Annotated in this window: 15 protein-coding genes; 12 read left to right on the forward strand and 3 right to left on the reverse strand. The window is 69.9% G+C overall.

Translation table 11 applies throughout. The features are described 5' to 3' along the window. Nucleotides 1–27: 27 nt before the first annotated feature. The gene (locus ACEXOR_RS16350) at nucleotides 28–735 is read right to left on the reverse strand and encodes a Maf family protein (protein ID WP_374850798.1); all 708 of its coding nucleotides are present in this window, start codon (nucleotides 733–735) and stop codon (nucleotides 28–30) included. An 88-nt stretch (nucleotides 736–823) separates the two neighbouring features. Here ACEXOR_RS16350 and ACEXOR_RS16355 point away from each other — a divergent pair, with 88 nt between their 5' ends. The 4 genes from ACEXOR_RS16355 to ACEXOR_RS16370 are packed head-to-tail and all read left to right on the forward strand — an operon-like array spanning nucleotide 824 to nucleotide 5,389. Next, the gene (locus ACEXOR_RS16355; protein ID WP_374850799.1) at nucleotides 824–2,224 is read left to right on the forward strand and encodes a class I SAM-dependent RNA methyltransferase; all 1,401 of its coding nucleotides are present in this window, start codon (nucleotides 824–826) and stop codon (nucleotides 2,222–2,224) included. 48 nt (nucleotides 2,225–2,272) lie between these two features. Further along, a complete protein-coding gene (locus ACEXOR_RS16360) occupies nucleotides 2,273–2,989 on the forward strand; it encodes a response regulator transcription factor (RefSeq protein WP_374850800.1) in 717 nt (238 codons plus the stop codon). A gap of 43 nt (nucleotides 2,990–3,032) precedes the next feature. Then, the gene (locus ACEXOR_RS16365) at nucleotides 3,033–4,292 is read left to right on the forward strand and encodes a sensor histidine kinase (RefSeq protein WP_374850801.1); all 1,260 of its coding nucleotides are present in this window, start codon (nucleotides 3,033–3,035) and stop codon (nucleotides 4,290–4,292) included. Beyond that, complete coding sequence (locus ACEXOR_RS16370; protein ID WP_374850802.1) at nucleotides 4,289–5,389, forward strand: DUF8320 family protein; 1,101 nt, start codon at nucleotides 4,289–4,291, stop codon at nucleotides 5,387–5,389. The genes ACEXOR_RS16365 and ACEXOR_RS16370 overlap by 4 nt, the downstream gene beginning before the upstream one ends. Before the next feature lie 241 nt (nucleotides 5,390–5,630). On the opposite strand, the gene ACEXOR_RS16375 is transcribed toward ACEXOR_RS16370, so the two are convergent. Further along, nucleotides 5,631–5,867: an acyl-CoA carboxylase epsilon subunit gene (locus tag ACEXOR_RS16375; protein ID WP_374850803.1), complete on the reverse strand. Its 237-nt coding sequence runs from the start codon at nucleotides 5,865–5,867 to the stop codon at nucleotides 5,631–5,633. A gap of 50 nt (nucleotides 5,868–5,917) precedes the next feature. On the opposite strand from ACEXOR_RS16375, the gene ACEXOR_RS16380 reads away from it, so the two are divergent. Then, nucleotides 5,918–8,431 (forward strand): MprF family protein, encoded by a 2,514-nt coding sequence (locus tag ACEXOR_RS16380; protein ID WP_374850804.1) that lies wholly within the window; start codon nucleotides 5,918–5,920, stop codon nucleotides 8,429–8,431. 86 nt (nucleotides 8,432–8,517) lie between these two features. Here ACEXOR_RS16380 and ACEXOR_RS16385 read toward each other — a convergent pair whose 3' ends face one another. Beyond that, on the reverse strand, nucleotides 8,518–10,122 hold the full coding sequence (locus ACEXOR_RS16385; RefSeq protein ID WP_374850805.1) for an acyl-CoA carboxylase subunit beta: 1,605 nt from the start codon (nucleotides 10,120–10,122) through the stop codon (nucleotides 8,518–8,520). Nucleotides 10,123–10,214: 92 nt separating this feature from the next. On the opposite strand from ACEXOR_RS16385, the gene ACEXOR_RS16390 reads away from it, so the two are divergent. The 7 genes from ACEXOR_RS16390 to ACEXOR_RS16420 all read left to right on the forward strand — a co-directional run bounded on the left by ACEXOR_RS16390 (nucleotide 10,215) and on the right by ACEXOR_RS16420 (nucleotide 18,969). After that, nucleotides 10,215–11,012 (forward strand): biotin--[acetyl-CoA-carboxylase] ligase, encoded by a 798-nt coding sequence (locus tag ACEXOR_RS16390; RefSeq protein ID WP_374850806.1) that lies wholly within the window; start codon nucleotides 10,215–10,217, stop codon nucleotides 11,010–11,012. Between the two features lie 60 nt (nucleotides 11,013–11,072). Continuing rightward, the gene (locus ACEXOR_RS16395; RefSeq protein WP_374850807.1) at nucleotides 11,073–13,013 is read left to right on the forward strand and encodes a cell wall-binding repeat-containing protein; all 1,941 of its coding nucleotides are present in this window, start codon (nucleotides 11,073–11,075) and stop codon (nucleotides 13,011–13,013) included. Beyond that, nucleotides 13,003–13,125 (forward strand): biotin protein ligase-related protein, encoded by a 123-nt coding sequence (locus ACEXOR_RS16400; RefSeq protein ID WP_374850924.1) that lies wholly within the window; start codon nucleotides 13,003–13,005, stop codon nucleotides 13,123–13,125. Before ACEXOR_RS16395 ends, ACEXOR_RS16400 begins: the two co-directional genes overlap by 11 nt. Nucleotides 13,126–13,137: 12 nt before the next feature. Further along, nucleotides 13,138–13,737 (forward strand): PH domain-containing protein, encoded by a 600-nt coding sequence (locus ACEXOR_RS16405; protein ID WP_374850808.1) that lies wholly within the window; start codon nucleotides 13,138–13,140, stop codon nucleotides 13,735–13,737. A gap of 105 nt (nucleotides 13,738–13,842) precedes the next feature. Continuing rightward, nucleotides 13,843–14,976, forward strand: a complete 1,134-nt coding sequence (locus ACEXOR_RS16410; RefSeq protein WP_374850809.1) for a 5-(carboxyamino)imidazole ribonucleotide synthase — start codon at nucleotides 13,843–13,845, stop codon at nucleotides 14,974–14,976. A gap of 32 nt (nucleotides 14,977–15,008) precedes the next feature. Then, nucleotides 15,009–16,952: a cell wall-binding repeat-containing protein gene (locus tag ACEXOR_RS16415; protein WP_374850810.1), complete on the forward strand. Its 1,944-nt coding sequence runs from the start codon at nucleotides 15,009–15,011 to the stop codon at nucleotides 16,950–16,952. Nucleotides 16,953–17,004: 52 nt separating this feature from the next. After that, nucleotides 17,005–18,969, forward strand: a complete 1,965-nt coding sequence (locus ACEXOR_RS16420) for a cell wall-binding repeat-containing protein (RefSeq protein WP_374850811.1) — start codon at nucleotides 17,005–17,007, stop codon at nucleotides 18,967–18,969. Nucleotides 18,970–18,994: the final 25 nt, after the last annotated feature.

Here is an 18,994-nt window from a genome sequence, read left to right on the forward strand (position 1 = left end):
AATCGCCGCGGTGGGCAGGTGTCATGTCTACAACGGCAGTCGCTCAGCGGGGCCGGATGGCGGCTCCCAGAGGTCGGTCCAGGTGACGCCGAAGCCGGCCAGCAGGTCGCGCAGCACCGGCAGAGACATGCCGATGACCGCTGAGGGCGCTCCGGTGATGCTGCGGATGAACGGAGCGGCCAGCCCGTCGATGGTGAACGCCCCGGCCACCAGCAGCGGTTCACCCGAGGCCACGTACGCGTCGATCTCGGCCTCGGAGATGTCGTCGGCGAACGTGAGTGCGGCGTGGTCGGTGCGGCCGGCGGCCCGCCGGCGCGCACCGCCCCGGTGGTCGACGAGCCAGTGCCCGGAGTGCAGCACGCCGGTGCGGCCGCGCTGGGCGAGCCAGCGTTCGCGGGCCACCTCCGGCCGGTGCGGCTTGCCGTAGGAGACGCCGTCGAGCTCGAACGCCGAGTCGCCGCCGAGCACGAATCCGTCGACGGGCACGCCACCCGGGAGGGCGTCGACCGGGAGGGCTGCCAGCGCGTCGACCACGGCCTCGGCCTTGGCCTCGGCGAGCAGCTGCACCATCGCATCCGTCGTCAGCGGGCCCTCGCCGGAGGCGGCCCGCTCACGAAGGGCGGCTTCGACCACGGCGTCCTCGTCGACCTCGGAGGGCACGACGATCGGCTCGACGCCGATCTGGCGCAGCAGTGCGAGCCGGGCGGGAGAGGTGGAAGCGAGGTAGAGGCGCACGCCGTCGGCCTTTCGCGATGAACGGGGGATGGAGGGAGCTGGAGGTGCGGTGAGCTGGAGTCGCAGCCGGCTGTGGGATGCTCGCCTGATGGCTGACAACGACAACGAGCTGATCGAGCTGACCATCGACAATGTAGCCCACGGCGGGGTCTTCGTGGCCCGGCATGAGGGCCGGGTGGTGTTCGTCGCCGACGCCGTTCCGGGTGAACGCGTGCTGGCCCGCGTGGTCGACGCGAAGTCGTCGTTCTGGCGCGCCGACACCGTCGAGGTGCTCGAGGCCTCGCCTGATCGCGTGCCGCACGTCTGGCCGGCGGCCGCGCTCGAGCGCGACCCCTCCGCCCGCGCCGGCGGAGCCGAGTTCGGTCACATCGCCCTCGCGCGTCAGCGTGCGCTCAAGGGCCAGGTGCTGACGGATGCGCTGCAGCGGTTCGGCAAGATCGACCGCCCCGTCGAGGTGGAGGCGATCCCGGGTGAGGCCGACGGCACCCGGTGGCGCACCCGCGTGCGTCTGCACGTGGGCCGCGGAGGCCGGGTGGGCCCGTACGCGGCGCGCTCGCACGACATCGTGCCTGTCGACTCGCTGCCCCTCGCCACGCTCGCCATCGAGGAGGAGGCCCGCTCGGTCGCCGGAACACTCGAGCTCGGCGGGCAGGGAGCGGTGGCCGTCGACCTGATCGAGACCTCGGGGGGCGAGCTGCGGGTGTCGCTGGTGCCCGAGGAACGCTCGAAGTCGGGGGGCGGCCGGGGCGGCCGTGGCGGACGCCAGAGCGGCGGCGGGCGGGGCCAGAGCGGTCGTAATGGTGCAGGTGGTCAGCGCGGCGGACCCCGGGGCGACGCGTCAGCGGCGGCCCGGGCATCCGGAACGGAATCGGCGGCCGGCGCACCCGCCACCATCGTGGAGCGCGTGGGCCAGCGCGAGTTCCGGCTGGCCGAGAACGGCTTCTGGCAGGTGCACCGGCACGCCGCCCAGACCCTCACGACCGCGGTTCAGGAGCTCACCCGCGCCGATCTCGTCGATCCGCGCGCGGCCAACCACGACCTCTACGGCGGGGTGGGGCTGCTCGCTGCGGCGTTCGCCGACCGCTTCGGTCAGGCCACCCGCATCACGAGCGTCGAGTCCGACGGGCTGGCCACCGACCACGCATCGGAGAACCTCGCCGAGTGGATCGGCGCCCGTGCCGTGACCGCCAGGGTGGACCGCTACCTCACCGAGCTCGAGCGCGACGCCTCGGCCGAGGACAGGCGCCGGCTCGCGGCCGCCACCATGGTGATCGACCCGCCGCGCTCGGGTGCCGGCCGCGACGTGGTGGGCTCGCTCACCCGGCTCGGCGTCGCCCAGGTGGTCTACGTCGCCTGCGACCCGGTGGCGTTCGCCCGCGACGTCGCGTTCTTCGGCGAGGCCGGGTACGTACTGGACACCGTTCGCGCCTACGACCTCTTTCCGAACACCCACCACCTCGAGACGGTGGGCGTGCTGGTCAAAGGCTGACGAGGGCGCCCGGCGTAGGATGGCGGGAGTCTTCTCAAGGGGTGAGCGGTGCACGACCAGACCACGCAGCAGACCACGAACCAGCCGACGGATGCGGGCGCCGGTGCCCCGGCCCCCGTCCGGGTCGCCATCGTCGACGACCACGAGTCGGTGCGCCTGGGCATCCGGGCCGCCTGCCAGGAGGCGGGCTTCGAGGTGGTGGCCGCCTCCGCCTCGGTGAGCGAGCTCTGGGTGGCCCTCGCCGGCCAGGAGTGCGACGTGGTGGTGCTCGACCTGAGCCTCGGCGACGGCTTCTCGGTGACCGAGAACGTGCAGCACGCCCGGTCGATGGGCGCGTCGGTGCTGGTTCACTCCATCGCCGACCGGGTGGGGCTCGTGCGCGAGGCGCTCGCCGCCGGCGCCGCGGGGGTGGTGCCGAAGTCGGCCGCCACGAAGACCGTGATCGCGTCGGTGGCCGCCGTGGCACGCGGCGACGTGCTCAACAACCTCGAGTGGGCGAGCGCCATCGACGCCGACCCCGAGTTCGGCAAGGCCCAGCTCGCCCAACGCGAGCGCGACGTGCTGCACCTGTACGCCTCCGGCCTGCCGCTGTCGCAGGTGGCGCTGAAGCTCAACATCAAGGTGTCCACGGCCAAGGAGTACCTCGACCGGGTGCGCGCGAAGTACGTGGAGGTGGGGCGACCCGCCCGCTCGAAGGTGGAGCTGCTGCGGCGCGCCGTCGAAGACGGCATCCTCGCGCTCGACGACGACGGACATGTCGGCTGACGCAGGCCGATCCGGGGCAGACCGCCCGGCGGAAGCCCGCCTGATGGGAGACCGCCCCGTGGGCGCCCGCCCGGCCGACCCGCTCGGCCGCAGTGCCCGGCGCATCCTCGCCGACGGTCGCACCCCGCTCAGCCGCGCCATGATCGACCTCGTGCTGGCCCGGCTGCAGGGCCTGTTCGGGTTCGCCTTCGCCCTCTTGTCCATCCCCGTGCTGGCGGACTCGGTGGACACCCTCAAACCGGAGTGGGCGTGGGGAGTGGCCATCGCCCTGTTCGGCGCGATCGGCGCCTGCTTCGTGTGCTCGCTCGCGGGCCGCGGCATCCGGGTGTCGATGGCGGCCTTCGCGGGGCTCTTCGCGCTCTCGTTGCTGCTCTGGCCGCTGGCGGTGCGGAGCCCCGAGGCGGCTCTCGGGGTGCAGCCGTGGCTCTGGTACATCGTGATCGTGGCGGTCGGTGCCGCCTCGATCGCCCTGCCCACCGCCTGGGCCGTGGTGTACGCCATCGGGGTGCCCGCCACGTTCTTCGTGCTGCGGCAGCTGCCGGCGGGTGGCCAGGCCTCCGTGCTGAACGCCCTGCTCGACACCGTCTACTCCCTGGTGCTCGGCGCGTTCCTGGTGATCGTGATCACGGGGCTCCGGGCGGCGGCCAGCCGGGTCGACGAGGCGCAGGCCCTGGCGGTGGAACGGTACGCGGATGCGGCCAAGCGGCATGCGACGGAGCAGGAGCGCACCCGGGTCGACACCGTCATCCACGACCGGGTGCTCTCCACCCTCCTCGCCGCGGCCCGGGCCGACTCCGCCGACGACCGGCAACGCGTGGTGGGCATGGCCGAGAGCGCCCTGGTGTCGTTGCAGAGCGCCGACGCGGAATCGGAGATCGCCCGCGACCGTCCGCTGTCGGTGCTCGTGGAGCGGGTGCGCGCGCTCGCCTCCGCCATCGCCGCCGACGTGGATTTCTCGGCCGAGGGCGACACCGGCCAGCTCGTTCCCGGCCGGGTGCTCGAGGGCTTCTACACGGCGGCCGTGCAGGCCCTCACCAACAGCGTGCAGCACGCCGGCGACCACGGGGTGACCCGACGGGTGCGGGTGCACTGTCGCGGCGCATCCGGATTCAGCGTGCTGATCGACGACGACGGAGTGGGCTTCGCCGCCGCCGAGGTGCCCGCCGACCGGCTGGGGCTGCGCATCTCGATCCGCGAACGGGTCGACTCGGTGGGCGGATCGGCCCGCGTGCGATCGCGGCCGGGCTCGGGCACGACGGTGCAGCTCGAGTGGCGCCCGGGTGCGGAGGGGGCCTCCGCATGATCTCCATTCCCCGGCTGCTGCTGGTGGGGCTCGCCGCCATCTTCTCGGCCTTCCACCTCGTGCTGGGCATCTCGGCGCTCGACGTGCCGGCGAACCCGTGGCCCGGACTCGTGGCGATGCTGCTGTACGCGCTGGCGACGGTGTTCAGCCTGGTGCCCTCGACGAGAGCGCGGATGCCCGCCGGCGTCGCCGCCGGGAACGTCGCGGTGACGGCGGTGTCGCTCATCCTGGTGCTGCCGCAACTGGAACCGCACGCCCAGAACGGGTATGCCACCTGGATCGTGGGGGCGATCGGCACCCTGATGACCATCACGGTGGTGCGTCAGCGACCATTGTTCGCCTGGACGGGGATCGGCGTGATGATCGTGGGGATGCTGGCCTGGGTGGGCGACCCGTTCGCGCTGCCCGCCCTCGGCGTGATCGGCGGCCCGGTCTGGGTGGGTATCGGCCATGCCGCCACCGCGGCCATCGTGCGGGCCACCCGGGATGCTCGATTGTTCGAGCTGGCCGAGCAGCGCGCCGTGGAGTGGCAGGCGCAGGAGCAGGCGGAGTTCTTCGAGCGCCGCGTGCGGCTCGCGCAGATGGACCGCACCGTGGCCCCGATGCTCAAGGCGATCATCGCCTCCGACGGCCGGCTCGACGAGGAGGAGCGGCAGGAGTGCCTGCACCTCGAAGCCGCGATGCGCGACGAGATCCGTGGGCGCCGGCTGCTCGACGACCGGGTGCGGCGTGAGGTGATGGAGGCCCGGCGCCGGGGCGTGGAGGTGACGCTGCTGGACGACGGCGGCATCGACGACCTCGACCGCGCCCAGCACGCCCGGGTGACGGCCGTGATCGCCGAGCAGATCGGCGGCAGCACCGCCGACCGTCTCGTGGTGCGCACCGGCCGGCCCGAGGACGACGTGGCCGTGACGATCGTGGGGCTTCGTGACGCCCCGGCCGGCGAAGGCGGCGAAGGCGGCGAGGGCGACGACGCGATGGTGGGTGGCGTCGGGCAGTTGGAGGAGGAGGCCGAGCTCGAGCTCTGGCTGGAGGTGCCCCGGGAGGCCGGAACAGAAAAAGAACCGGGGACCGATCGGAATCGGCCCCCGGTGTGAGATTTCGAGTCAGGACGATAACCCGAATATCGCCCTGACTCGCCCCCGGAACACGAGCCCGCTTACCCTAGTCGGCTCGTATCCGGCAGTGCCCCTCCGAGGAGAGACGCCTTGCATTACTTATTCTGCGGAAGTCATTGCAACCGCACAGTCGTCATTTGTGGGGACATTTTCGCCGACGCTCTCAGGGTTCTCCCGAGTTGCACCCAGGCTGAGGCTCGGCCGTGGGCCGCGCTGCGCGTCAGGCGCTGAACGAGCGCCAGGCGCCGGGCCCCGGATGCAGCGGGGCCCGAAGCCCCCGCTGGCTGCGTTCCCACGCCGAGGGGCCGACGACGGGTTCGGACTGCAGCGCCTCGAGCTCCTGCTGCACTGCCGCGTCGACGACCACCGTGACGGCGGCGAGTTCGCCCGCGGAGAGCCCGCGGGTGACCACCCGGAAGGGGGGTGTGGCGACGGTCGGATCACTCGATTCGTTCACATCGACGAGGCTACATTAGAACCCACTCAACGAAAGCGGGATCGTCGCCCATGAGGAAGACCTTCACCTTCGCGGGCCGGTACCTCGCGACCATTCCGCTCAGCCTCGGCTTCGCCGCCGTCATCCTGCTGACCTCTCTGGTGGTGGGAACGTTCTTCGGGCCGCCCTCGGAGGTGACGGCTGACACCTGGGCGGCCGGTGTGACCACCGTGGTCGACGAGGGCCACTGGTGGACGGTGCTGACGGCCCTGTTCATCCCGTGGGATCCCTACCAGCTGGTGGCGGGCATCCTGCTCTCGATCGCCCTGCTGGGTGTGGCCGAACGGCTGCTCGGGCCCCGCCGCCTCGTGCTGGCCTTCTTCGTGACCGGCCTCGTGGGCGTGGGACTCGGCGTGGTGCTGCAGTGGGCCGGGTCGCTCGCCGGCGAGTGGTGGGCCGACGGCACCAGCGTCGACCTCACCGTCGACCCGCTCACGCCGATCGTGGGGGCGCTCGTCGCGTCGAGCTCGCTCATGGGGCCGCTGTGGCGCCGGCGGGTGCGGCTCGTGGCGTTCGGCCTGCTCATCATGTTCACGCTGTACGTGGGGGACACCTCGACCGTCTATCGGCTGATCGCAGCCGTCGCCGGGCTCGCGATCGGTCACCTGATCTCGGGGCGCAGCCGCCGGATGGTGCTGCTGAAGAGCTCCTTCGGCGAGGTGCGCGTGCTGGTGGCCACCATCGTGCTGATCACGGCGATCGGGCCGCTGGTGTCGTGGCTCGACCCGAACGGCAGCGGCGCCTTCGGGCTGGCCGGCAGCTTCTACGGCGACATCTTCCCGGCCGCGGCCGACATCGACGAGTTCTGCGCCACGGCGGACTCCGAGGTCTGCGACGACATGAGACGGCTCGCCGAACTCGGCGGGCTCGGCCCGGTCGTGCAGACCTTCGTGCCTCTCGCGCTGCTGCTGGTGGCCTCCTGGGGGCTCCGCAAGGGCCGGCGGTTCGCACTGTGGCTGGGCATCGTGACGAACCTGGCCATGATCGCGCTGGCGTTCGTGTTCCTCGGCCTCATCCTCACCCTGGCCGGCGGATCGGGCGTCAGCGACGACACCCCGCTCGAGGCCGTCGACGTCGGGGAGTACATCGTGTGGGGCGGGTCGACCGTGGTGGTTCCGCTCGCGGTGGCCGTGCTGCTGTTCGTGGTGCGGCGCCGGTTCGCTCTCGCGGCGCCCCGGGAGGCGTTCATCCGGTTCCTGGTGGTGGTGGTCGGTGCGTTCCTGCTGCTGTCGCTCGCCTACGTCGCCGCGGGGGCGTTCGCCCTGGAGAGCTTCGTGCCGGGCGGCGCCACGGTGGTCGACCTGGTGTTCGACCTGCCGCGCCGCTTCCTGCCGGTGACGCTCGTGGGGGTGACGGGCGATGTGCTCGTGCCGGGCGCCGGCATTCCGCTGTTCCTGTTCCAGTGGGTGGGGCCGCTGTTCTGGGCGGTGTTCGCGGTGGCCTCGCTGCAGCTCATCGCGTCGACCGAGCAACGGGTGAATGTGGGCGACCACCAGCGCATCCGGGCTCTGCTGCGTCGCGGTGGCGGCGGCACGCTGGGCTGGATGACCACCTGGCCGGGCAACGTGTACTGGTTCAACGCGGCGGGCGATGCGGCCGTGGCCTACCGGGTGATCAACGACGTGGCGATCACCATGTCGGATCCGGTCTGCCGGCCCGGCAGCGAGCGGGAGGTGGTGCGGGAGTTCGTGACCTTCTGCGACTCCCGCAGCTGGATCCCGGTCTTCTACAGCGTGCACGAGAAATTCCTGCCCGCGTTCGACGAGCTCGAGTGGCAGCGCATGTCGGTGGGCGAGGAGACGCTGATGCACCCGCAGACCCTCGAGATGACGGGCAAGGCTTGGCAGAACGTGCGCTCGTCGCTGAACCGGGGAACCCGCGAGGGCATGACCACCGTGTGGACAACCTACGACGAGCTCTCGCGCAGCTACATGAGCCAGATCAACGCCATCTCGGAGGCCTGGGTGTCGGAGAAGGAGCTGCCCGAGATGGGCTTCACCCTCGGGGCGCTCGAAGAGATCAAAGATCCGGATGTCGCGCTGATGCTGGCCGTCGACGCCTCCGGTCGCGTCGCCGCCGTCACCAGTTGGCTGCCGATGTTCCGCGACGGGGTCGTCGTGGGCTACACGCTCGACTTCATGCGGCGGGCGGACGAGTCGATGGGCGGCACGATGGAGTTCCTCATCGCGTCGGCCGCGCTGCACATGAAGGAGCTCGGCGTTGAGGTGCTGTCGCTCTCGGGTGCGCCGCTCGCCCAGGCTCCGGTGCCCAAAGGCGAGGAGCCCCCGGCGCCGACCGTGATGACCGAGCTGAGCGACTTCCTGGCGAGAACCCTCGAGCCGGCTTACGGGTTCTCGTCGCTGTTCAAGTTCAAGGCGAAGTTCAACCCCACCTACTCGACCATCTACATGGCCTATCCCGACCCGCTCGCGCTGCCCACCATCGGCGGCGCCATCGGCCGCGCCTACCTGCCCTCCATGACCCCCAAGGAGACCGTAGCCCTGGTCCGCACCCTCGTGCGCTAACCCAATCCCACCCCCCTGCCGGCGTCGAGCCGTCGCAAACCGCCCTCTGAGAGAGGTCGAAGGGCGGTTTGCGACGGTTCGCCGGGTTAGAGGGGGATGTTGCCGTGCTTCTTGGGGGGCAGGCTCGCGCGCTTGGTCTTGAGGGCGCGGAGGGCCTTGATCACCGAGACGCGGGTGGCCGCGGGTTCGATCACGCCGTCGAGCTCGCCCCGCTCGGCCGCGAGGAAGGGGCTCGCCACGTTGTAGGTGTACTCGTTGGCGAGCTTCGTGCGCACGGCCGCGACATCCTCACCGGCCTCTTCGGCGCGCTTGATCTCGCCGCGGTAGAGGATGTTCACCGCACCCTGGCCGCCCATCACCGCGATCTCGGCGGTGGGCCAGGCGAGGTTGATGTCGGCCCCGAGCTGCTTCGAGCCCATCACGATGTAGGCGCCGCCGTAGGCCTTGCGCAGGATGACGGTGACCAGCGGCACAGTGGCCTCGGCGTAGGCGTAGAGCAGCTTCGCGCCACGGCGGATGACGCCCGTCCACTCCTGGTCGGTGCCGGGAAGGTAGCCGGGCACGTCGACCAGCGTGAGGATCGGGATGCTGAACGCGTCGCAGAACCGCACGAACCTCGAGGCCTTCTCGCCGGCCTCGATGTTGAGCGTGCCGGCCATGGAATTGGGCTGGTTGGCCACGATGCCCACCGAGCGACCCTCGATGCGGGCGAAGCCCACCACGATGTTGGGCGCGTACAGCGGCTGCGTCTCGAGGAATTCGCCGTCGTCGACGAGGTGCTCGATCACCGTGTGCACGTCGTAGGGCTGGTTCGGCGAGTCCGGGATGATCGTGTTCAGCTTGCGGTCGGCATCCGTGATCTCGAGCTCGACCTGGGAGTCGTACTCGGGCAGTTCGCCGAGGTTGTTCTGCGGCAGGAAGCTGAGCAGCGCCCGCGCGTAGTCGAGAGCGTCGTCCTCGTCGCTGGCGAGGTAGTGCGAGACGCCCGAGATGCTGTTGTGGGTGAGCGCGCCGCCGAGCTCCTCCATACCGACGTCTTCGCCGGTGACGGTCTTGATCACGTCGGGGCCGGTGACGAACATCTGGCTGGTCTTGTCGACCATGATCACGAAGTCGGTGAGGGCGGGGGAGTACACCGCTCCGCCGGCCGCCGGGCCCATGATGATCGAGATCTGGGGGATGACGCCTGACGCCGCCGTGTTGCGACGGAAGATCTCGCCGTACTTGCCGAGCGCCACCACACCCTCCTGGATGCGCGCGCCGCCCGAGTCGAGCATGCCGATGATGGGCACGCCGGTCTTCAGCGCCAGATCCATCACCTTGATGATCTTCTCGCCGGCCACCTCGCCGAGCGAGCCGCCGAAGATCGTGAAGTCCTGCGCGTACACGGCCACCTGGCGGCCGTGGATGGTGCCCGTGCCGGTCACCACCGCGTCGCCGTAGGGGCGCGACTTCTCCATGCCGAAGGCGTGCGTGCGGTGCCGCACGAACTCGTCGATCTCGACGAAGCTGCCGTGGTCGAGCAACTGCTCGATGCGTTCGCGGGCGGTCTTCTTTCCCCGCTTGTGCTGCTTCTCGATCGCCGCTTCGCCTGAGGCGGTGACGGCCTCGTGGTAGCGGTTCTTGAGGTCGGCCAGCTTTCCCGCTGTGGTGTACAGGTCGGGCTGCTCGGTGGTCGCGTCTTCACTCACGCCGTTCACTCTACCGGCCAGGCTCCGGGGCATCCGGTTGACGAAACCCTACAAATGCGGGCCGCCGGCTTGTCGCGAAGTAGCGTGGGCGCATGGATCTGCCGCTCTCCCGTGCCGTCGCCCCTCACCTCGACTGGCTGCCGCGTGCCGGCTCGACGAACGACGTGCTGGTGCAGTCGGCCGATGGCCGGCCCGACTTCTCCGTGGTGGTGACCGACGAGCAGACCGCGGGGCGCGGACGGCTCGGGCGCACCTGGGTGGCGCCGGCGGGGCGCACGTTGGCGATCTCGGTGCTGCTGAGGCCGCCGAGTGAGGTGGAGCGTGAGCGCTGGGGGCTTCTGCCGCTGGTGGCCGGAGCCGCGATGCGGCGCACCGTCGAGGCCGTGCTGCCCGCGCATCCGGTGGCTCTGAAGTGGCCAAACGACGTGCTGGTGGGCGAGAAGAAGGTGTCCGGCATCCTGGGCGAGCTGCTTCCGGATGCGCGGGGCCTCGTGCTCGGGGCGGGCCTGAATGTGACCCTGGCCGCCGACGAACTGCCCGTGCCGACCGCCACCTCCCTCACCCTCTCGGGCGCGGCTGCGGCGGATCTCGGGGCCGACGGCCTGCTCGCGCGCTACCTCGACGAGCTCGGCACGCTGTACCGGGCGTGGATCGCGCACGGCGGCGACGCGCGCGCCTCGGGGCTCCTCGACGAGCTCGCCGCCACTTCGGCCACCCTCGGCCGGGCCGTGCGCGTCGAACTCCCCGGCGGCTCGGTGCGCACCGGCACAGCGCGGGCGATCGACGACGACGGGCGGCTCGTGGTCGACACGGATGACGGCGCTCCGCTGGTGGTGGCGGCGGGCGATGTGACGCACCTCCGGCACAGCGACGGGGGGATACAGCGATAGGTGGGCTTCGGGCGAGCTCGATCCGGAGACCTCGCAAAAAATGAGATAGACTCAGGTCGCATGCGGGCTCGACTCCTGGTTTCTTCTGTCACGGTGTTCACCGTGCTTCTCTCGTTCGGTGGAGCGGGAGCGGCTTCGGCCTCACCGCGCGAGTTCGGTCTGCAGAGGTTGGACTCCACTACACCCAACCGCTTCGGCGACGGTGTCGGCGACATCGCGATCGACAGCTCCACGCAGCGCGCGTTCGTCCTCGACCAGAGGAACAAGGCGGTGCAGGTGTACGACATTGGCGGGCCGCGCTTCGAGTTCGTGGTCACCATCTACGGCGGTTTCACGTTCCCCGTGTCGGCTGCCGTGAACGAGACCACGCACACGCTCTACGTCGCCGACGCGGGGTCTGACACCATCGCCACCGTCGACGTCGATCCGGGTTCCGCCACCGCCGACTCCGTGACGGGCAGAATCGCATCCGGGGGGCTCTCCGTCGGGGCCACCGCCGTCGATCCGGTGCGTGACCGGGTGTTCGTGACCAACCGCTCCAGCCACGACGTGAGCATCCTGGACGGAACGGGGGTCACCCCTCTCCGGATCGTCTCGACGGGTCGGGAGCCGAGCGATGTCGTCGTCGACCCGGCCACGGGCCGAGCCTACGTGGCCAGCGCCGTGGACTCGTCGATCACCGTTCTGAACACGGATGGCTCCAGCACGGCCTGGCCGCTCGAGAATCGTCCGGAGTCGCTCGCGATCAGTGGCGGCTCGATCTTCGCCACGACAGACCGGCCGTACGCCGCGCACATCGAGAAGTTCTCGCTGGCGTCGAGTTCGTTGATCGCATCGTCACCACCCCTCGGAAACATGCCCGCTGAGATCGCGATCGACCCGGCACTCCACGTCCTCTACGCGGCGAACGCGGCCGGTGGCATTGCCGGCGTGGCCACGCTGCGGTCGACGGACCTCTCACTCGACGACGCAGGCCCTGAGGACTACTTCAACTCCGTCGTCGTCGATCCGACGACACACCGGATCCTGGTGGGTGAGACCCCGCGGCTCACTCGCCCCTCTGAAGTGGTGATGTTCGAGCCGAAGCCGAGGCCGCTGCCCTCGGCGGACCGGATCGGCGGCACCGACCGATTCGAGGTGTCGGCGAACGTAGCCGGCGACGCCTTCGCCTCCGGTGTGCCGGTGGTCTATGTGGCGTCCGGCGGGGCGTTCGCCGACGCGCTGTCAGGATCCGTGGCCGCCGGCGTGCAGCGCGGCCCGGTCCTTCTGGTGTCGAGGGACTCGGTGCCGCCGGTCGTCGCGGCACGGCTGAAGTCGTTGCGACCACAGCGCATCGTCATCCTCGGCGGACCGGCCAGCGTGAGCACGCTCGTCGAGAGGGCGCTCGCGACCTACAGCTCCTCGGTGACGCGTGTGGCGGGCGCTGATCGGTATGCCGTCTCGGCCGGGGTCTCCGAAGCGGCGTTCCCCGATGGCGCAGACGTCGCCTACGTCGCCTCCGGAGCCGTGTTCGCCGACGCCCTCTCGGCGTCCGCCGCGGCAGGGCTCGAAGGCGGCCCCGTGCTGCTCACGAAGAAAGAGGTCACGCCGCCCGAGGTGCTGGCCGAACTGACACGCTTGAAGCCGAACGTCGTCATCGTGCTCGGGGGCACGAACACCGTCGACGAGTCGGTGGTCGCTGCGCTTCAGGCGACGTGGGCGGTCATCCGCGTCGGCGGGGCCGATCGGTACGCCGTCTCCGCAGCGGTCTCGGCGAGATCGTTCGGCGACGACGTCTACACGGTGTACGTGGCTTCCGGTGAGGTGTTCCCGGATGCGCTGTCCGGCTCGGCCGCCGCCATCGTGAACGACGCTCCCGTGCTCCTCGTGCAGAAAGACGCCATCCCGGGCACTGTCGCGGCCGAGCTGGACCGCCTGAACCCGTATCGGAGCGTGGTGCTCGGCGGCGCCGAGACCCTCTCCGATACCGTTCAGTCGCAGCTGGAGAGCTATCTGCCGTGACGACGACGGGCGGCTCGTGGTCGACACGGATGACGGCGCTCCGCTGGTGGTGGCGGCGGGCGATGTGACGCACCTCCGGCACAGCGACGGGGAATCCGCGGGTTCTCGGTGAAGAATGGGCGTCATGTCCCGAACCGAGCGCGATGCCGACTTCACGTCGGTGCTGTTCGGCGACCCGGGGCCCGAGGCCGCTTCGGATGACGGCACCGGGCACGGCGCCGGCGCGCATCCGGGGTACGGCGGCTACACCACCGCGGTCGAGCCGCTGCGCGAGACCATCCTCGTGCGGGTGCGCCCGCACGCCAGGCGACTGACGCTGCCGGTGTTGATCCTCCTCGCCGCGTCGACGGCCTTCGGCTGGTTCTGGGGCGGTTTTCCCGAGGAGTGGCAGAACCAGGCCGTTCTCGGCGGGGCCGCGGCGCTGGTGTTCTTCGGCACGCTGCTGCCGTTCCTCGCCTGGCTCGGCCACCGGTACACCATCACCACGCGGCGCATCATCGCCCGGCGCGGGCTGCTCAGCCGGCACCGACAGGACCTCTACCTCACGCGGGTGACAGCGGTGCGGATGCGGCGGAACCCCGTGCAGGCCGCGTTCGCCACCGGCAACGTGTTCGTGGAGTCGGGGTCGGACCTCACCCTCGAGTTGCACGACGTGCCCTCGGCCAAGCTCGTGGCCGCGATGCTCGGCGAACTCACCGAGCACACGCCCGCGCCCCGCGGCTGAGCGCCCGATCCACACCAGACCCGTCACTTTCCGCCCCAAAACGGCCTGGGAAGGGCCGAAAGTGACGGAACTGGTGTGGCGCGGGCGGTGTCGTAGGGTGGTGGCGTGACTTATCGAGTGGGCGTTATCGGTGGTGGACAGCTGGCGCGCATGATGGTGCCGCCCGCGATCGAACTGGGCATCGACATCCGGGTGCTGGCCGAGGCTGAGGGCATGTCGGCGGCCATCGCCGCGACAGCAGTCGGCGACTACACCGATGTCGACACGGTGCTCGAGTTCGCCCGCACCGTCGACGTCGTCACCTTCGACCACGAGCACGTGCCGCAGCCGGTGCTGCGGGCGCTGGTGGAGGCCGGCGTGGCCGTGCATCCGGGGCCCGATGCGCTGCAGTACGCCCAAGACAAACTGCTGATGCGCGAACGCCTCGGCGAGCTCGGCGTGCCCATGCCCGAGTGGGCGCGGGTGACGGATGCCGCCGAGCTCGACGCGTTCATCGCCTCGCACGGCGGGCGCGCGGTCGTGAAGACGGCCCGCGGCGGTTACGACGGCAAGGGCGTGCGCGTGGTGTCGAGCGGCGCCGAGGCCTCGGACTGGTTCGGCACTCTCGCCGAGGACGGCCGGGGTGGGGCGCTGCTCGCCGAGGAGCTGGTCGACTTCACGCGCGAGCTCGCGCAGCTCGTGGCACGACGGCCGAACGGCGACGTGACGCTGTGGCCCGTGGTCGAGTCGATCCAGCGCGACGGCGTGTGCGCCGAGGTGCTGGCCCCGGCTCCGGGCGGTTTCGTGCGGGTGGCCGAGGTGGCGGCGCAGATCGGCACCTCCGTCGCCGAGCAGCTCGGGGTGACCGGGGTGCTCGCGGTCGAGCTGTTCGAGACGACGGATGGGCGCATCCTCGTGAACGAGCTGGCCATGCGCCCGCACAACACCGGCCACTGGACCATCGACGGTTCCACCACCAGCCAGTTCGAGCAGCACCTGCGGGCCGTGCTCGACCTGCCGTTCGGGGCGACCGGGCACACGCAGCCGTGGTCGGTGATGGTGAACATCCTGGGCGGGCCGGCCGACGGCGACCTCGACGCGCCGCTGCGGGCGGCCGCCGGCGCGCAGCCCACGGCGAAACTGCACCTCTACGGCAAGTCGCCGCGGCCGGGGCGCAAAGTGGGGCACGTGACGGTCTCGGGTGACGAGCTCGACGAGGTCGTGTACGAGGCGCGAGCGGCGGCCGCTTACTTCGACTGACAAATCCTCAATTCTGGTGGTAGCGTGGGCGGATGTCGCCATCCATCATTCGCCCCGTCGTTGCAGCTCTGCTCGGCTCGCTTTCCCTCTTCGGAATGTCGGCGCCGGCGTTCGCCGAAGAGTCGGTCGTCGGCTCGCCGCCCACGAATGCGCGCTTCGAAGAGGTCACGGCGGTGCTACCCAATGTGGAGTCGTACGGATTGGCGATAGACAACGCATCCCACCGCGTTTTCACCCATGACGTGCGCGATCGCACGGTGCGGACGTACGACATCTCGGGCGACGCGTTCACATCGACCGGGGGGATCGACGTCGGCGGCATCAAAGGCAAACAGCACGGCCTGCAGTTCAATGACATCGAGCAGGAGGTCTACTTGCTCGACCAGGGTGTCACGCGCGATGAGTTGGTCCTCGTCGACGTAGGTCCGTCACCTGCCTCGCCTAAACGGGTAGATCTCGGTGCGCTCGGTGCTTTTCGTCTCGGTGTCGACACTGCGGCACACCGCGTAGTGATTCTCAACACGCGCGCGCCGCAGGTTGTGATCCTGGACTTCGATGATGGATCGAGGACCTCGATCGATACCGGGGCGGTTCCGGTATCCGTGGCGGTCGACCCCGGAACGCAGACGGTCTTCGTGGCCAGCTCCGTCGACTCGTCCCTCGCGGCCATTCGGCGCGACGGCTCGTGGACCAAGACCCCTCTGAGCAACCCGCCCACCGAGATCGCGGTGGTTCGCAACCAGCTCCTCGTCGCGACAGCAGTCCCGTCGAACCGCCTGGACGCATTCGATGTCGTGACGATGGCCAAGCGCGGCACCTCGGAAGGATTGGCGGGTCGGGTCGTGGCGATCGCGGCCGACGTCGAGCGACACTCGGTCTTCGTCGCCTACGATTCGTTCGCTCCGATCGGTATCGAGGCCCTCCGCGAGGACAGTCTCTCGATTCTCGGTGGGGGGCCGGCCGGAAGCTACGGAGAACTGGTGCTGAATACGGTGAATCATCAATTGGTGGTCCTCAGAAACGGAATCGGGGCGAAGATGACCCTGCTACGGCCGGTCGTGACGCCGGTGCCCTCGGTGGACAGGGTGGGCGGTGCCGACCGATTCGCAGTAGCTGCGGAGGCATCCCGAGTCGCGTTTGAGCCCGGAGCGGCGCCTGTGGCGTATGTCGCGTCGGGGTCTGTCTTTGCGGATGCCCTGAGCGGTGCGGCGGCGGCCGGGGTTCGCGGAGGTCCGATGCTTCTGGTGACCAAGGGCGGGATCCCGGATGTCACGGCGGCCGAACTCAGGCGTTTGCAGCCCGGTGAGATCGTGGTGCTCGGTGGTCCAGAGAGCGTGAGCGGCGACGTCGAGGCGGCTCTGAGGCGCTTCGGGCCCGTGTCGAGGATTGAGGGTGCTGACCGGTATTCGCTCTCGTCATCGATTTCCGCGAAGACTTTTCCGGCTGGCGCCGGCGTCGCGTACTTGGCTTCGGGCGAGGTGTTCTCCGATGCCCTATCGGCGTCGCCGCTGAGCGGTCGGGAGGTGGGGCCGGTGCTACTGACCCGTAAAGAGATGCTGCCGCCGAGCGTGGCCGCCGAGATCGCCCGGTTGAACGCCCGATACGTGTACGTGCTCGGCGGGGAGGCGACCGTGAGTTCCGCTGTGATTGCGGAGATTGAAAAGTTGGCTGCGGTGGTCCGAATCGACGGGTCGGACCGTTTCGCAGTCTCGGCGGCGGCCTCGTCCCGGATGTTCAGGGCCGGTTCTCACACGGTGTACGTCGCGTCGGGTGAAGTGTTCCCCGACGCGTTGGCGGGTTCGCCGGCTGCGATCAGGGAGGGGGCGCCGGTTCTGCTCGTCCGACGGACCGATGTTCCTGCGGAGATCGACGCTGAACTGAACCGGTTGGCGCCCTATCGGATTGTGGTGCTCGGCGGGTCCAACACCATCGCAGAATCTGTTGTGTCTCAGTTGAAATCGTACTTGCCTGATTGAGAGCGACGATTCGGATGCTGAAGATTACTCATGTATGAGGTAGGCTCAGGGGATGAATCATCTGACTCGGGGTCTTCTTGCCGGGGCGCTCGTCGTTGTGACCGTCGCCGGTTCGGCGCTGGCAGCTGCTGCTGCCGACGATGCGGCGGAGCTGGCGGCCGGGCGCGGGGTGAGCTTCCGGATGCTCGACGAGATCGAGCCGGGAAGCGATCAGCTGTACGAGCTCGAGATCGACAGTGTCACGCGTCGGGCCTTCGTGCTCGACCGCCGAGCCCGCGCGGTGCGGGTGTACGACATCTCCGACGGCACGCTGAAGCCTGCCGGAGTGGTGCCCTTCGGCACCGGGGCCAGCAGCCCTGACGGTTTGGCCGTGAATGACGTCGAGCACGAGGTGTACGTCATCGACGACAGTTCAGGATTCGACGAGGTGGTCGGGATCGACGCCGATCCTGGGTCGGAGGGCGTGAATACGGTGATGTGGAGAGAGCCCACTCGTGGAGTGAGAGGCATCGCGATCGCCGTGGATACGTCGACGCACAGTGTGGCGATCGCGAATGGGACGTCGAAGGATGTGTCGGTCATCGACCTGGACGACGGAGCGCACCGGACAATTCCGATCGGCCTGTGGCTGCAGGACATAACAGTCGACCCGATCACGCACACCGTGTACGTCGCGAGTTCTGTGGACTCCTCCATCGTCGCCATCAAGGGCGACGGATCATGGACGACAACACCACTGCGCAACAGCCCGTCCACCGTTGAGGTGGTCAACGGCCAGCTCATCGTTGCGACCGACAGGCCTTCCTCGAACCACCTCGAGAGCTATGACCTGCCATCCATGACCAAGACCGGCGCATCGCCGGCCCTCGAGGGGTACGTGTCGGACATCACAGCGGACGTGTCCCGGCACGCCATCTACGTCTCGCGCTCCGCGGACGGGATGCCGGGGATCGAGGTCCTCCGTACGGGAGACCTGTCCCGCCAGGGGGCGCAGCCCGTGGGCAGCTACTACGGCCACCTCAGCGTCGATCCGGTCAGCCATCGCCTCATCGGCATCGACAACTCGATCTCGTCGTCGGTGGTGCTGCTCGAGGCGCGGCAGAGTCCGTTGCCCGCGGTCGATCGCCTCGGCGGCGCGGATCGATTCGCGGTGGCGGCCGCGGTGTCTCGCGACTCCTTCTCGTCGGGGGCCGCGCCGGTGGCCTACGTGGCATCCGGGGCCGTGTACGCCGACGCCCTGTCGGGTGCGGCCGCTGCCGGGCTCGAGGGAGGGCCCGTGCTGCTGGCCACCCGCGACTCCCTGCCGGAGGCGACCGTCACAGAGCTGCGCCGCCTGCAGCCGTCCTCCATCGTGATCCTCGGCGGCCCGGCATCGATCGGCGCCGGAGTGGAGAAGGCGCTCGCCGAGTTCGGCCGCGTGACCCGGCTGGCGGGAGCAGACCGCTACGCCGTCTCGGCGGCGGTCTCGGCGCGCGCCTTCCCTGAGGGCGCCGACATCGCCTACCTGGCCTCAGGCGAGGTGTTCCCCGACGCGTTGTCGGCGGCCCCCTCCGCCGGACGGGAGAAGGGCCCGGTGCTGCTCACGGGAAAAGACGCACTGCCCGGCAGCGTCGTGGCCGAACTGGCCCGCCTCACCCCGAACTACGTGTACGTGTTGGGTGGCCCGGCCACGGTGAGCCCGGCGGTGGTGACCGAGCTCGAGAAGACGACGACCGTCATCCGGATCGCGGGTGCCGACCGTTTCGCGGTGTCGGCGGCCGCCTCCGCACGAGCGTTCCGGCCCGGAACCGACACCGTCTACATCGCTTCGGGCGAGACGTTCGCCGACGCGCTCGCCGGAGGCCCGCCCGCGATCATCGGCGGCTCCCCGGTGCTGCTGGTGAGCCGGGACTCGATCCCGGCGGCCATCGATACCGAACTGAAGCGGTTGTCGCCGTACCGGATCGTGCTGCTCGGGGGCGAGAACACCGTGTCGAAGGAGATCGCCGAGAAGCTGACGGAGTACCTGCCCAATTGACCGGAACGAGCGGATTCGTCGCAGC

The organism is Herbiconiux liangxiaofengii (assembly GCF_041927335.1).
GTDB lineage: Bacteria > Actinomycetota > Actinomycetes > Actinomycetales > Microbacteriaceae > Herbiconiux > Herbiconiux liangxiaofengii.

Excerpts from the sequence above, each read along its gene's own strand:
- ACEXOR_RS16395 (WP_374850807.1), top strand. The coding sequence starts at position 11,073 with ATGCGGGCTCGACTCCTGGTTTCTTCTGTCACGGTGTTCACCGTGCTT.
- ACEXOR_RS16365 (WP_374850801.1), top strand. The coding sequence starts at position 3,033 with ATGGGAGACCGCCCCGTGGGCGCCCGCCCGGCCGACCCGCTCGGCCGC.
- ACEXOR_RS16355 (WP_374850799.1), top strand. The coding sequence starts at position 824 with ATGGCTGACAACGACAACGAGCTGATCGAGCTGACCATCGACAATGTA.
- ACEXOR_RS16380 (WP_374850804.1), top strand. The coding sequence starts at position 5,918 with ATGAGGAAGACCTTCACCTTCGCGGGCCGGTACCTCGCGACCATTCCG.
- ACEXOR_RS16390 (WP_374850806.1), top strand. The coding sequence starts at position 10,215 with ATGGATCTGCCGCTCTCCCGTGCCGTCGCCCCTCACCTCGACTGGCTG.
- ACEXOR_RS16420 (WP_374850811.1), top strand. The coding sequence starts at position 17,005 with ATGAATCATCTGACTCGGGGTCTTCTTGCCGGGGCGCTCGTCGTTGTG.
- ACEXOR_RS16415 (WP_374850810.1), top strand. The coding sequence starts at position 15,009 with ATGTCGCCATCCATCATTCGCCCCGTCGTTGCAGCTCTGCTCGGCTCG.
- ACEXOR_RS16405 (WP_374850808.1), top strand. The coding sequence starts at position 13,138 with ATGTCCCGAACCGAGCGCGATGCCGACTTCACGTCGGTGCTGTTCGGC.
- ACEXOR_RS16370 (WP_374850802.1), top strand. The coding sequence starts at position 4,289 with ATGATCTCCATTCCCCGGCTGCTGCTGGTGGGGCTCGCCGCCATCTTC.